We start from the raw sequence: 13,517 nt of genomic DNA, 5'->3' as shown, positions 1-13,517 counted from the left end.
GTGTAGATATAATTGGGATATATATCTATTTACAATTATTTAACTGGTTTTCAATGTTGAAATTTGTGGACTTGTTGGCATTAGCTGTGGCAGTCAGAGCTGCTCCAGCCGGATCAGGTACTGCTCCGCCGTCCTCAGGATGGCGTGCTGCTGGTCGGCGGCCTGGCCATCCCAGTTGGCATAGGGCAGGGCGAGGCGAGGGTTGCTGCCAAGTTTGTCCCGGTTGCGCCACAAAAAGTGCCAGTAGAGGCTGTTGAAGGGGCAACTCCCATCGCCGCTGCGGGCCTTCACCTGATAGTGACACCCCTTGCAGTAGTGGCCCATCCGCTCGAGATAGGCGCCGCTGCTGGCGTAGGGCTTGCTGCCCATCAGGCCGCCATCGGCAAACTGGCTCATGCCGCGGGTGTTGGGCAGCTCCACCCACTCGATGGCATCCACATAGATACCGAGATACCACTGATCAACTTCATCAGGATCGATCCCCGCCAGCAGGGCAAAGTTGCCGGTCACCATCAGCCGCTGGATATGATGGGCATAGGCGTGATCAAGCGACTGGCGAATGGCGTGGCGCACGCAGGCCATGTTTGTTTCTCCACTCCAGAAGAAACCGGGCAGCGGCCGGTTGGCCCCGAGAAAATTGGTCTGCTGATAGGCGGGCATCTTCTCCCAGTAGAGGGCGCGCACGAACTCGCGCCAGCCGAGGATCTGGCGAATAAACCCTTCCACCTGCGCCAGGGTGATGGTGGTCTGATTGGCCTGCCAGTGGGCTTCGGCGGCGCGGATCACCTCGAGGGGGTGGAGCATCTTGCTGTTGAGGGAAAACGACAGGCGGCTGTGAAACAGGCTCCAGCCCCGCTCGCTCAGAGCATCCTGATAGCGGCCAAAGTGGGGCAGGCAGTGCGCCAGAAAATGGGCCAGCAGCTCGCGGCTCTGGCGCCGGCTGATGGGCCAGGGCAGTTTGCTGGCATCTGCCTCGCCGATGGTGCTGACCCCGTGGCGGGTCAGCATGGCATCGATGTCGCTCACCTGGTTGGCAAAGGTGAGCGGTGTCGGGATCGGCTGGCTCGCCGGCAATTTGGCTCGGTTCTCGGCATCGAAGTTCCAGCGTCCGCCAAGGGGCTGGTCGCGTTCATCGAGCAGCACCCGGTACTGCCTTCGCAGGGCGCGGTAGAAGAACTCCATCCGGCTGTGGGGGTAGCGCTGCCAGCCATCGCGGGGGGTGAGAAAATGTTCGCTCTCCACCTCGGTGGCAGGGATGGCAAGGCCAGCCGCCCATGCTTGCAACTGGCTGGCGAGGCGCCACTCGTCCGGGCTCTGCCAGGCGAAGCTGTCGGCCTGATGCGCTTCAAGCTGGGCCGTCAGCAGACTGGGCAAGTCGGGCCAGCGGGCGCTCTCATCGAGGGTCAGGTAACAGACGCGGTGGCCAGCTTTTTTGAGAGCCGCCGCGAAGGCGCGCATGGCGGCAAAGAAGGCCAGCACCTTCTGGCGGTGGTGGCGGCAAAGAAGGCCAGCACCTTCTGGCGGTGGTGGCGGCAGTAGTCGGTCTCTTGGCGCAGCTCCGCCATCAGGTAGCAGACCGCCGGATCCGGCGTGCGAAACCAGCTGTGAGCGGCGTTGAGCTGATCGCCGAGCACAAGGCGCAGCTCCATCAGGCTGGTTCCCCATTATCTTGATGACTGCGATGATGACTGCGGTGACGAGCGCGGCGACAGCGCTCGCTGCAGTAGCGCACAGCCTCCCAGCTGTGTGCCCATTTGCGCCGCCAGCTAAAGGGGCGCTGGCAGACGGGGCAGATCTTCTCGGGCAGATGGGCTTTGCGATGCATGGGACTTCCGATGGTTGGCAACGAGCGGCGTGAATAGGATCAAGTCACCGGGATAACAGCTTAACGAAGCGGGGCACAGGGGGGATCACTGTCGCCGGTATCGAGTCCGCTGAGTGGGCGCTTTGTGAGCAGACGCACAACCCGTTGACACTCGGATTGTTTGCATGACAACCAGTTGTTAACTTGGCGAGGCTGCCTGCTGGCAGCATCCATCAATGGATCTTATTGGCCACCGACTGGTTACAACCGACATGGAGGGGAGTGATGCCAATCGTGACAGCTACGCCCCGGGCAGCTTGCCTGCTCGCCCACTGGTACACCCGGGATCCCATTCTGACCCTCGACTTTCCTCACCGCTGATTGGCGGTACCCGCCGTTTGAATTTGTCAGCCGGACGACCCTGATCGCCCCGGCCTCTTTACCAATTCCAATTTCAAACACACTGGCGTTGCGCCGGTGAGGAGTCTTTTATGCGTCGTATACCCGAACCGTTTCGTATCAAGATGGTCGAGCCCATCAAACAGACCACTGGCGCCGAGCGCCGCGCCGCCCTCGAGGCCGCTGGCTGGAACCCCTTCCTGCTGCTGGCCGAGGATGTCTACATCGATCTGCTGACCGACAGTGGCACAGGTGCCATGTCCGATCGTCAGTGGGCGGGCATCATGATGGGGGATGAGGCCTATGCGGGCAGCCGCAACTTCGTCGAGCTGGATCGCACGGTGCGCGAGATCTTTGGCTACCAGCATGTGATGCCCACCCACCAGGGGCGCGGGGCCGAGCAGATCCTCTTCCCGGAGCTGGTCAAGCGCTGCCGGGGCAAGGCGCCGGTCTTTATCTCCAACTACCACTTCGACACCACCAAGGCCCACGTGGAGTTGGCCGGCGCGCGGGCCATCAACCTGCTCACCCCGAAAGCCCTCGACACCACGGCCCCCTACGCTTGGAAGGGGGATTTTGATCTCCCTCGCCTGAGTGACACCATCGAAACCCTGGGGGCCGCCAACGTGGCCGGCATCATCATCACGGTCACCTGCAACAGCGCCGGTGGCCAGCCGGTCTCCATGGCCAATATGGAGGCGGTCGCCGAGCTGGCCCGTCGCCACCATATTCCGGTGGTGATCGATGCCGCCCGTTTTGCCGAGAACGCCTGGTTTATCAAGGAGCGGGACCCGGCCTATGCCAAGTGCAGCATCAAGGAGATAGTGCGCCAGATGTTTGCGCTGGGAGACATCTTCACCATGTCGGCCAAGAAGGACGGGCTGGTCAATATCGGCGGGCTCTGCTGCTTTAAAGAGGATCTCGACCTGTTTCGCGCGGTGCAGGTGCGCTGCGTGGCGATGGAGGGGTTTGTCACCTATGGCGGCCTTGCCGGGCGGGACATGGCGGCGCTCGCCATCGGCCTGCGCGAGGGGATGGATGAGGAGTATCTCACCTACCGCATCAGTCAGGTGGCCTATCTCGGCGAGCGGCTGGCCGAGGCTGGCATCCCCATCCAGACTCCCACCGGCGGTCATGCGGTGTTTGTGGACGCCAAGAAGCTGCTGCCCCATATTCCGGCCGGGCAGTTCCCGGCCCATGCGCTCGCCTGCGAGCTCTATCTGGAAGGGGGTGTGCGCGGGGTGGAGATAGGCTCCCTGCTGCTGGGGCGCGATCCCGTCACCGGCAAGCAGGAGGCGGCGGACTTTGAGCTGTTGCGACTCACCATTCCGCGTCGGGTCTACACCCGGGATCATATGGACTATGTGGCCGACTGCCTGATCGCGGTGAAAGCGCGGGCCAGCGACATTCGCGGTCTCACCTTTGACTACGAGCCGCCGCTGCTACGTCACTTCACCGCGCGGCTCAAGCCGATCTGATCGCCAGCACGTCGGCGCTGTAGCCAGCAGGCTTGGCCACAAGGCTCAACAACAAAAGCCCCCGCACCTGGATGCGGGGGCTTTTTTGACGATGATCGCCGGGAGCGTTATTGGCTGCTGAACAGCTTGGTCCGGGGGCTGGACTGGGCGGTCAGGCTCATACGACCGGAGGTCTCCAGCCAGGATTTGATCCGCTTGGCATCGGCCACCCGGGCGTTGGGAGTGTCGGCGTTGAGCAGCACCATGATCACCGGCTCGCGGTTGATCTGGGTGGCCATCACCAGGCAGCGCCCCGCCTCGCGGATGTAACCGGTCTTGGAGAGGGAGATGGGCCAGCTCCCTTCGCGCACCAGCCGGTTGGAGTTGAGGTAGTGCAGCTGGCGCTTGCCGTTGCGCACCATGCGCTCCTCGGTGGAGGAGTACTGGCGAATGAGCGGATAGGTGGATGCCGCCGCCACCAGCTTGGCGAGATCGTGGGCGCTGGAGACGTTGCGGGGGGTGAGCCCGGTACTGTCGGAGAACTGGGTGCTCCACATGCCGAGCATGCGGGCTTTGGCATTCATCGCCTCGATGAAGGCGCGCTGGCCACCCGGGTAGTTTCTGGCCAGCGCCGAGGCGGCGCGGTTTTCCGAGGACATCAGGGCGATGTGCAGCATGTCGGCCCGGCTCAGGCGCGAACCCACCGCCAGCCGCGACCCGGTGCCCTTGAGTCTGTCCACGTCGGCCATGGTAACCGTCAGCATCTCGGAGAGCCGCTGATTGGCATCGAGCACCACCAGCGCCGTCATCAGCTTGGTGATGGAGGCTATCGGCATCACCCGGTTGGCGTTGCGCTCCGACAGCACTTCACCGGTGCGCGGGTTGGCCACCACGAAGGCGGCGGAGCTCAGCGCCAGATCGTTGCGCTGCTCCAGAAAGCTGTTGGGGGAGTGGGACTGGGCTGAAAACGGATTGGCCTGGGCGCTCTCCATGCTGACGGGAACGAGGAAGGCACCGAGCAACAGGGTAAGAAAAGGGCGAGTAATCATGATTTGACGCTACCGTACGGCTGACAGGGATATTTGGCTAAGTTATATGACGGTAATTGACGCTTCACAACGTCTAATGGCCCGATATTTCAATTTTATGGGATGGCGCACCTTGAAATAACGGTAATAAGTGCCGTGGGCGGCTTCATACGAGTAATTATAGGGCTGGCCGGTGTGAGAAACAGGGGGGCGGTGTGCGGCTGGTGGCGCCCCCTGGCCGCCAGATAGTGACTTTTTTACCGCTCTCTGCTGCTTGTTTCCTTCCTCTCGCTCATTCTGGGTGATCATCTCTGCTGAAAATGGCCTGATCAGGGTCGGCAACATGTGCTGATGGTCGCCATGGCCGGATGTGGATCATCACAGGATCAAGGGGATAACGGCAGGGCTCTTGGCATGCACCCGCTATGGTGTCATGGCCACCCGCATCAGCGCCGAGGGGCTGTTTTCGACAAAGTAGTGCCAGAGATGATCATAGAGAGCCTGCTGGCCGGGGAAACTCACCAGTGCCTTGGCCTCGGCCAAGGTGCACCAGCGATACTCGGTGTGCTCATCATTGAGGGTGACCACCTGATTGGGCGGGCAATAGACCACAAAGACCGGCACTACCTCCACCGTATTTGAAGCGCTTTCATAAAATTGTTCCAGATAATGGGCTGTGTATAACTCGCAAACCCTGATACCCGTCTCCTCGCCAAACTCGCAAATAATGGTCTGCCAGCCGGTTTCCCCCGCCTCGACCGTGCCCGCCACATGGCACCAGAAACCACCCTTTACACGCTTCATCACCAGCACTTTGTTGCACCATCAATCGTTGAGAGGGCGACACCGGAGACGGTGTGACAGCGAATGGGGCAGGCTCCAAAAGCAGGTTCAATAGACGCCTATTGTTCGGCCGCCGACGGGAGGCTGGCAAGTGATTTCCCTGCCGGCGGCGCTTGTGCGGGCCAAACGTGACAGGGGCATTCAGCCCCTGTCACGCGTGCGATCAGCCTCCCATCATACGGGCGGTCTGGATCGCCTCGATCAGCGCGGCCCGGTTGATGCGGGGGCGCTCTTCGTCCAGCAACTGCTGCCAGAGGGCGATGGCCCGGGAGTAGCGGCCGTGCAGGAAGTGATCGGAGGCGAGCAGCATCAGGGCGCTCACCTCGCCCTTGTCCTGCTTGAGCGCGCTGCCCAGCAGGCGCTGCGCCTCCGGGGTGAGCTGCTGGCCCGCCTGGTAGTAGAGCACGGTAGCCTGGGCGGCCTGGGTCGCCGCGCTGGCGCCTCCTTCTTGCAGGGCGAGACGCTGGTAGGCGAGCAGGGCGTTGGCGTACTCGTCCCGATAGAGATAGAGCTGACCGAGCGCCGCCCAGCCGTCGAGATCGGCGGGGTTGGCTTGCAAGCGCTGGTGCAGGGCGCCCAGCTCCTTGTCCTGCAGATCCCGCGGGCTCAATCCCGCCAGCGGATCGGGGCGCGACTGATGAGCCTGCCACGCCTGATAGCGGCCGGTGCCGGCATAAATGCCGGCCATCAGCGCCAGCAGCAGGGCCCCAAGCAGTATCCAGGCACGCAGCCTAAGCTGCGGACGGACGGTGCTATCTCTTACCAGCCGCTCGCGCAGGGCCTGCTCGGCAGGTGGGGTGGCGTTGGCGAGGCGGGCCAGCTCCAGCTCCCGGTAGAGGCGGCTGTGGGGGGTAAGCCCCGCCTGCTGTTCGGCCATGATCAGCCGGTTCAGCTCGGCTCTGGGGTCGTGGGCGAGCGCCCCCTCTGCTCTGTCGCCGACAAGCGGCACCCGCGCCGGTTGCCGACGATGCAGACTCCTGCGCAGGCGATTGAGCGCCAGCAACAGCAAGAGGGCGGGGCCGCCCCACAGCAGCGCCGTGCTGCGCTTGAAGGGGGGATCGTAGCGCACGAAATCGCCGAAGCGCTCCGTCATGCGGGCGATCACCTGCTCATCAGACTGTCCCTCGTCCACCCAGCGATAGACCTCGAGCCGCAGATCCCGGGCGATGGGGGAGTTGGACTCCACCAGGTTCTGGTTCTGGCACTGGGGGCAGCGCAGGGCGCGGGCCAATTCCTGAGCGCGGGTCTGCCGCTCGGGGTGGCGAAACTCATAGGTGTCGACCCCGCTGGCAAGGGCTCCGAGGCTCAATGCCAGCAAGAGTGGTGCGATCAGGGTGTGGCCGAGACGGCTCATGGCTTGCGCTCCTGCACTTGTCTCTCCACTTTTCTTTCCACTTCGGGCTGGCCGGCGGTGTTGCTGCGGGCCTCGGCAAGCAGGGGGGCAAACTGGCGTTGCCAGACTTCCCGGGTGAGCTCACCCGTGTGGCGGGTCAGCAGGGTGCCGTCGCCGGCGAAGAGATAGGTTTCCGGCGTGCCGTAGACACCGAGCTCCAGCGCGAGTCGGCCGTCGGGGTCGGCCAGTACGGCGCGATAGGGGTTGCCCGCCTGCGCGAGCCAGGCGCGGGCGGCATCCCCCTTGTCCCGGTAGTTGAGGCCATAGAGGGGCACGGCGCTGGCCAGCTCACCCAGCAGCGGATGCTCGGCGCGGCAGTTGGGGCACCAGCTGGCCCAGACGTTGAGCACGAAGGGCTCCCCCTTGAGTGCCGCGGTGTGGATGGGGGCGCCACCAAACAGATCGTCACTCTGCCAGGCAGGCAGGGTGCGCCCTGCGACGGCCTCATCCTGGCTGTAGGGGTTGTTGCCAAGGCCGAGCCAGAGCAGGGCTCCGAGCCCCAGGGTGAGCAGGAGCGGCACGAACAGGCGCAGACGGGCGTTCATAAGGACTCCTGTTCAAGCCGGGGGCAGGGGGCGGTCGCTGGCGCAGGATGGCTAGCCAGCAGCGGCCGGCGGGCGAGCAGGCGCAGGGCGCCGCCCGCCATCATCAACAGGCCACCGAGCCAGATCCAGCGCACCAGCGGCTTGTAGTGCAGCCGCATGGCATAGGCGCCGGGCCCCATCTTCTCGCCAAGCACCACGTAGAGATCGCCGAGCATTCCCCACGCAATGCCGGGCTCGTTCATGTTCATGGTACGCACGCTGTAGTGGCGCCGCTCTGGGGTGAGTCTGGCCTCCTCTTTACCTTCTTTGTGCACGCTGAGAGTGATGCGTTCGGCGGTGTAGTTGGGGCCGATGAGCGGCTCGCTCCCCTCATAGCGAAACTCGAAGGCGCCGAGCCGATAGGGCTGGCCTGCGGCGAGTACGGCACCCCCCTCCTGGCTGTGGTGACTCACCTGCGCAATGCCGAGGGCGCACACCGCCACCCCGAGGTGGGCCAGCAGGCTGCCGAACCGATTGAGGGTGAGTTCGCGCCGCGACGTCGGCTGTAAGAGCGGGAGCAGCAGGCTGGCCATCAGCCAGAGGCTCAACACGTTGGCCACAAGCCCCAGCCAGCTTGCCCGCAGCGGCTCGGGATAGGCGAGGCTCAGCAAGGCGCCCCCCAGCAGGCCGAACAGGCATGGGAGCAGCACCTTGATGCGACGCTGGGCTGCCAGATGCTGCCAGCGCAGGCGCGGCAGTTGGGTCATCAGCGCCATCAGGCAGAGGGCCAGCGGCACGAAGATGGTATTGAAATAGGGGGCGCCCACCGAGAGCGAGCCCAGATGAAGCGACTGGAACACCATGGGGTAGAAGGTGCCGAGCAGCACGCTGGCGCAGGCCACGCAGAGCAGCAGGATGGCGGCACCGAGCAGTCCCTCTTTTGACAGCAAGCCAAAGCGGGCATAGGGGGCGCGAATGTCCGCCCGCAGGGCAAACAGGGTGAGGGCGCAGGTCAATAGCAAGCCGAGCAGCAACAAGAGGGTGAGGCCGCGGCTGGGGTCCACCGCAAAGGCGTGCACCGAGGTGAGCACCCCGGAGCGCACCACGAAGGTACCGAGCAGGCTTAAGGCAAAGGTAAAGATGGAGAGCAGCAACACGGCGTGGCCGTAAGCACCGCGTTTCTCGCACACCACCAGGGCGTGCAGCAGGGCGGTGCCGAGCAGCCAGGGCAAGAGGGAGGCATTTTCCACCGGATCCCAGAACCACCAGCCGCCCCAGCCGAGCTCGTAATAGGCCCACCAGGAACCCAGCACTATGCCGGCGGTGAGAAACACCCAGGAGCCGAGCGCCCAGGGGCGGATCCAGTGAGCCACGGCGCCATCGAGCCTGCCCGAGTGCAGCGCCGCCATGGCGAAGGCGAAGTTGACCGCAAAGCCGACATAGCCGAGATAGAGCAGGGGCGGGTGGATGATGAGGCCGATATCCTGCAGCATGGGGTTGAGATCGCGCCCCTCCAGCGGCCCCGGGAACTGGCGGTCAAACGGGCTGGAGAAGATCAGGGTATAGAGGCCGAACAGCCCGACGATCAGCCCCATGATGGCCAATACCCGGGTGCGGATCAGCGGATCGACCGGCCTGGAGCAAAGAGCCACCAGCGCGCCCCACAGCCCCAGCGCAAAGACGAAGAACAGCATGGAGCCCTCGTGGCCTCCCCACACGGCCGCCAGCTTGAACCCCATAGGCAGGGCACTGTTGGCGTGCTGGGCCACATAGACCAGGGTGAAGTCATCAAGGCCAAAACAGCTGGCGAGCAGCAGCAGGGCGGCCAACAACAGGAGCGCGACCAGGAGGGCCAGCGGTGCTGCGCAGCCGAGCAGCGGACGTGAGGCGAGCCGCAGCCCCAGCCAGGGCAGCAGCCCTTGCAGCAGGGCGAGCCCGGTCGCCAGCAACAGTGAGAGATAGCCGAGCTCCGCCAGCACACAACCTCCAGTCAATCATTCGTCTATGTTATGCCGCAGCGTCTGCACCGTACCGGCGCTGGGGGATAACATCCACATTCCTGGCAACAACCAATTGCAACAACTCATCGCCACAAATAAGCGCCAGTCACCGGAGGGCGGCTGGCGCTGGTGATCGTGCCTTTAAATTACTGTCATCTGGCCGGCATAGAGCACGAAGTAGCGCAGCAGCAGGATCCCCACCAGGGTCAGGCTGCAGACCAGTACCAGATAGCCGTTTTTGGCCCGCAGGGGGGCGGGAGCCAGCAGGGCCAGCAACTGGGGCAGCAGCATGCCGATGCCCACCACTCCGAGCCAGAACACCTGAGCCCAGAAGCCGCTGCCGATGGCGGCCCACATGGCTGCCTCCTTCTGGCCGCCACCGAAGTAGAGGCCGGTAAAGAAGCAGACCAGCAGCAATACCTCCACCGCCAGCACCGGCCGCTCGAAGCGGTGCACGAAGCTCACCCCCTGGCTGTGATGGTTCTCCTTGAACAGGGTGACCGCCAGCAAGATGGTGGAGGCGATGCCGGAGCTGACGCCGGAGATGAGGAACAGCACCGGCAGCACCGGGTTGTTCAACAGCGGATAGGTCTTGAGCGCCGACAACAGAAAGCCGGTGTAGGCGCCCAAGAGCACGGCAAGCAGCAGCAACAGCGGCGCCAGCAGCCGCTCGATGCGGGCAAGCCAAGCGATCAGGCTATCCACAAAGGCGAACTTCTCTTGCAGCAGGTGACGGCGCAAGGTCTCGATCTCGGAGCGAAACACCACCGCCAGCCAGGCGAACAGCACCGCCATGTAGACCTGAAACAGCATGACCCCCATGGACATCACGGAGTCGAACTGGTAGTGGAACATCAGCTTCCAGAAGGTCCAGGGGCGGGCCAGATGGAAGATGAGGATCAGTAACCCCAGCACCACACTCACCGGCGCCAGAATGGCGGTCGCCTTGATGATGCCGCTCTCGCTGCCGGCCCCCTTGCGGCGCAGCAGCACCGAGAGGGTGGTGGCCCCGGCGGAGATGCCGAGCAGAAAGAGATAGATGGCGATGGGCCAGTCCCACACGAGGGAAGGGAAGTGAAATGCGTCATGCCACATGGTCATTCCCTCCATCGGTTATTGTCGTGGTAGATGGCGATGGGGCAAATCCCCACACCAGCGAGGGGAAGTGAAACGCCGCTTGCATGGTCATGACTTTATCTCCCCTTTGGGCACGCGGTACATCTTGGGCGAGGTGCCGAGTGCCTGCTTGTAGCGATAGGTGGTCTCCTTCACCAGCCGTTTGGCGATGGGACTGTCCGGGTCATCCAGATTGCCGAACACCAGCGCCTTGGTGGGGCAGGACTCCACGCAGGCCGGCTCTTTGCCCGCCGCTAGGTTGGTCTTGTGGCAAAAGTCGCACTTGTCGGCCACCTTGGTCACAGGGTTGATAAAGCGCACCTGATAGGGGCAGGCGGCCAGACAGTACATGCAGCCAACGCAGAGATCCGGGTTGACGTCGACGATGCCATCCTCCTTGCGGATATGAGAGGCACCGGTCGGGCAGACGTGCACGCAGGGGGCGTTGTCGCAGTGCTGGCAGGACTTGCGAAAGAAGTGGTACTCGGCATCGGGGAAGGTGCCGATGGGGCCGGAGCGGATGATCTCGAGGCGGGAGACCCCCTCTGGCACCTGATTCACCTCCCGGCAGGCATCCATGCAGGCGGTACAGCCGATGCAGGCAGTCTCGTCGTGGATCATGCCAAAGCGGACCCCGTCGATGGTCTGGCTGTGGGCTAGGGTGGTGGCAAGGGAGCGGGTGTTGGCACGAGCAGCCCCCGTCATCATGATGAGGGCCCCCGCGCTCATCCCCGCCATGAAGTGACGGCGAGAGCAGCTCATTGTGCCTCCTTGCCCGAGGTGGTGTTCGCCTTGGCCGCCTTGACGGCCTCATGCTGCTTGCTGTGACAGTCGACGCAGAGCTTGATGCGGGACTTCTCCGGAATTGCCACCATGGGCTCCTTGGCCGGGTGCAGCTGGTGGCAGCTGGTGCAGGTGAGCTTGGTGGCGTGCACGTCGTGGGCCCAGAGCGCCTCGCGCAGGGGTTTGGGCTCGTGACAGCTCATGCAGACCCCGTTCTGCTCGGCGATGGGGTAGCGCTCGGTACTCTGTTTGTCATTGAAGCTGTCGCTAAAGCGCATCACATCCTTGACCCCTTCCCGGTGTTTGGGGGAGGGCTGACCATGGCAGTTGGTGCAGGTGACCGGCGCCAGGTTGTTGGGGTTGGTCGCCTGGCCATGCTTGCCGTGCATGCCGTAGGCCTGCTCCTTGTGGCAGTCGGTACAGGCGGCATCGGGATTGCGCAAAAACTCCACCTCATGTGTGGCAGAGACAGGTGTGGCGGGGAGGGCCGCAGGCGCGCCGGTCGCATCGGCGGCCTGGCCCTGCAGGCTGGTCAGCAGCATGGCTGCCATCAGCATCAGTCGTAAGAAATCCATCGTTAAATCACCCATAGGAAGCCTCCATCCGGCGGCAGGCCCGGCTGTGCGGGCCCGCCTCCCTCGTCATTGTGCGAGCCGTCCGGCCACTTTGGCCTCGGCATCCCAGGCGGGGACTGTGGTCTTGAGGAACTGGGCCTTGTCGCTGTTCATCTGCTTCATGTCCATGCCAAGAGCGGCCTGGGCCTTCTCCTTGCTGGAGATGTCAGGAATGGCGATCTCCTGGCTGATCCCCTTGGCGGCCAGCAGGCGTGCCAGCTTGGTGCGGGCGTCGGCTGCCTTGTCCAGGGCGGTCCCCAGCATACGCAGCGCCACTTCCGGTGCGTGCATCTGCACCCCGTGGGAGGCGATGGAGAAGTCCCAGCGCCACTGGGCGTGACGGATGTCCTGCAGAATGTCCTTCATCTCGGCCTCGGTGGCGCCGGCATCCCAGGCGGCCTTGGCTTCAAAGTGGGCGTGCACCAGCTGCTTCTCGACCTTCAATTTGATCTCGGTGACGGCCTCCTTGCGCTGCTTGACTATGCCTTGCAGCATCTCCTTGCTTTGGGTGTGGCAGTTGCGGCAGGTCTGATCGAAGCGATCGAAGGGGTTGCCCACCTTGTGATCCGTGTAGACCTTGCCCTGCTCGTTCTGCACCTTGGGCATGTGGCAGTCGACGCAGGCGACGTTGTTCTGGCCGTGAATGCCGGCGCGCCAGGTCTCGTACTCGGGGTGCTGGGCTTTGAGCATGGGGGTCTTGGAGAGAGCATGGGTCCAGTCGGCGAAGCCTATTTCGTCGTAATACAGCTCCATCTGCTCCACTGTGGTGCCCTTGTCCCAGGGGAATTTCACCGCCTTGGTGGGGCTGGTGAAGTAGTACTCCACGTGGCACTGGCCGCACACCTGGGACTGCTGATCGAAGCGCCCTTGCTCCTTGAACGGCTTGCCGATGGCCGTCATGGCGCGGTCGGCATAGGGACGAGAGAGGTGCAGGGCGGGTTTGCCCTCCTTGAACTCCTTGGAAGCGGTGTCGTGGCAGTCGGCGCAGCCGATGGTGTTGACGATTTCCGGCCCACCTTTTGCCCACATCCCCTTGAAGTAGCCATCCTCACCCTTCTCGTCGATGACGCGGGCCACGTCCGGGCCTTTGCAGCTCCAGCAGGCCATGGGCAGGGGGCCATCTTCGGCGCTCTTGGGGGCGCCGGTGCGCAGGGTCTCGCGCACGTCGGTCAGGGCGTAGAAGTGACCGCGCGGCTTGTTGTAATCCTTGGCGAAGGCATAGCCGCCCCAAAGCACCACCATCTGCGGATCTTCTGCCAGGGCATCGGTGCGCTCGCGGCTCTCGCCGGTGGCCTTCCAACTGCTGAACTGATCGGCGTGATCCTTGGCGAACAGCTCGCTGCGTGCCTCTACCTTGCCCTTGGGTTGCGTCTCATCGGCTGCCTGTGCCCAGCCGCTGGTGCCAAGGCCGGTGGTCAGCAGCAGGGCGGCGAGGCCCAGCCTGGTCTGTCTGTTGTGTGAACTCACGATCATCACTCCCAAATCGATCTCATTGCCAAGCCTGACCGTTCCATCCTGGATGTGGGCATCAGCCCCCGCACAAGGCAGGAGCAGGC

The 13,517-nt window shown here is 63.7% G+C and carries 10 protein-coding genes and 2 pseudogenes; 1 reads left to right on the top strand and 11 read right to left on the bottom strand.

Annotation, left to right across the window (positions count from 1 at the left end; all coding sequences use genetic code 11):
- Nucleotides 1-93 precede the first annotated feature (93 nt).
- Both CAK78_RS02325 and CAK78_RS02320 read right to left on the bottom strand, forming a co-directional pair.
- Nucleotides 94-1,649, bottom strand: a pseudogene (locus CAK78_RS02325) (cryptochrome/photolyase family protein).
- Nucleotides 1,649-1,825: a DUF2256 domain-containing protein gene (locus CAK78_RS02320; RefSeq protein ID WP_094696232.1), complete on the bottom strand. Its 177-nt coding sequence runs from the start codon at nucleotides 1,823-1,825 to the stop codon at nucleotides 1,649-1,651. The pseudogene CAK78_RS02325 and the gene CAK78_RS02320 overlap by 1 nt, the downstream one beginning before the upstream one ends.
- 470 nt (nucleotides 1,826-2,295) lie before the next feature.
- On the opposite strand from CAK78_RS02320, the gene CAK78_RS02315 reads away from it, so the two are divergent.
- Nucleotides 2,296-3,681 carry a tryptophanase gene (locus CAK78_RS02315; protein ID WP_094696231.1) on the top strand — a complete coding sequence of 462 codons (1,386 nt, stop codon included), beginning with the start codon at nucleotides 2,296-2,298 and terminating at the stop codon, nucleotides 3,679-3,681.
- A 107-nt stretch (nucleotides 3,682-3,788) separates the two neighbouring features.
- Here the strand turns inward: CAK78_RS02315 and pbpG are convergent, their stop codons facing one another.
- The 9 genes and pseudogenes from pbpG to nrfA form a co-directional block, all read right to left on the bottom strand.
- Entirely contained in the window at nucleotides 3,789-4,709 is a 921-nt protein-coding gene (gene pbpG / locus CAK78_RS02310; RefSeq protein WP_017782682.1) for a D-alanyl-D-alanine endopeptidase, read from the bottom strand.
- 402 nt (nucleotides 4,710-5,111) lie between these two features.
- Nucleotides 5,112-5,584, bottom strand: a pseudogene (locus CAK78_RS02305) (NUDIX hydrolase).
- A gap of 110 nt (nucleotides 5,585-5,694) precedes the next feature.
- Nucleotides 5,695-6,885: a heme lyase NrfEFG subunit NrfF gene (gene nrfF, locus CAK78_RS02300; protein ID WP_094696230.1), complete on the bottom strand. Its 1,191-nt coding sequence runs from the start codon at nucleotides 6,883-6,885 to the stop codon at nucleotides 5,695-5,697.
- Nucleotides 6,882-7,469, bottom strand: a complete 588-nt coding sequence (locus CAK78_RS02295; RefSeq protein ID WP_094696229.1) for a DsbE family thiol:disulfide interchange protein — start codon at nucleotides 7,467-7,469, stop codon at nucleotides 6,882-6,884. Before CAK78_RS02295 ends, nrfF begins: the two co-directional genes overlap by 4 nt.
- Entirely contained in the window at nucleotides 7,466-9,427 is a 1,962-nt protein-coding gene (nrfE, locus tag CAK78_RS02290) for a heme lyase NrfEFG subunit NrfE (RefSeq protein WP_094696228.1), read from the bottom strand. Before nrfE ends, CAK78_RS02295 begins: the two co-directional genes overlap by 4 nt.
- 162 nt (nucleotides 9,428-9,589) lie before the next feature.
- Nucleotides 9,590-10,543: a cytochrome c nitrite reductase subunit NrfD gene (nrfD, locus tag CAK78_RS02285; RefSeq protein WP_176452641.1), complete on the bottom strand. Its 954-nt coding sequence runs from the start codon at nucleotides 10,541-10,543 to the stop codon at nucleotides 9,590-9,592.
- A gap of 90 nt (nucleotides 10,544-10,633) precedes the next feature.
- Complete coding sequence (locus CAK78_RS02280) at nucleotides 10,634-11,326, bottom strand: 4Fe-4S dicluster domain-containing protein (RefSeq protein WP_094696226.1); 693 nt, start codon at nucleotides 11,324-11,326, stop codon at nucleotides 10,634-10,636.
- Nucleotides 11,323-11,937 (bottom strand): cytochrome c nitrite reductase pentaheme subunit, encoded by a 615-nt coding sequence (gene nrfB, locus CAK78_RS02275; protein WP_094696225.1) that lies wholly within the window; start codon nucleotides 11,935-11,937, stop codon nucleotides 11,323-11,325. Before nrfB ends, CAK78_RS02280 begins: the two co-directional genes overlap by 4 nt.
- Nucleotides 11,938-11,988: 51 nt before the next feature.
- Complete coding sequence (gene nrfA, locus CAK78_RS02270) at nucleotides 11,989-13,434, bottom strand: ammonia-forming nitrite reductase cytochrome c552 subunit (protein WP_094696224.1); 1,446 nt, start codon at nucleotides 13,432-13,434, stop codon at nucleotides 11,989-11,991.
- Nucleotides 13,435-13,517: the final 83 nt, after the last annotated feature.

Source organism: Aeromonas sp. A35_P (assembly GCF_002259925.1).
Classification (GTDB): Bacteria; Pseudomonadota; Gammaproteobacteria; order Enterobacterales; family Aeromonadaceae; genus Aeromonas; species Aeromonas dhakensis.
This window is presented reverse-complemented; position numbering and strand designations above follow the sequence as displayed.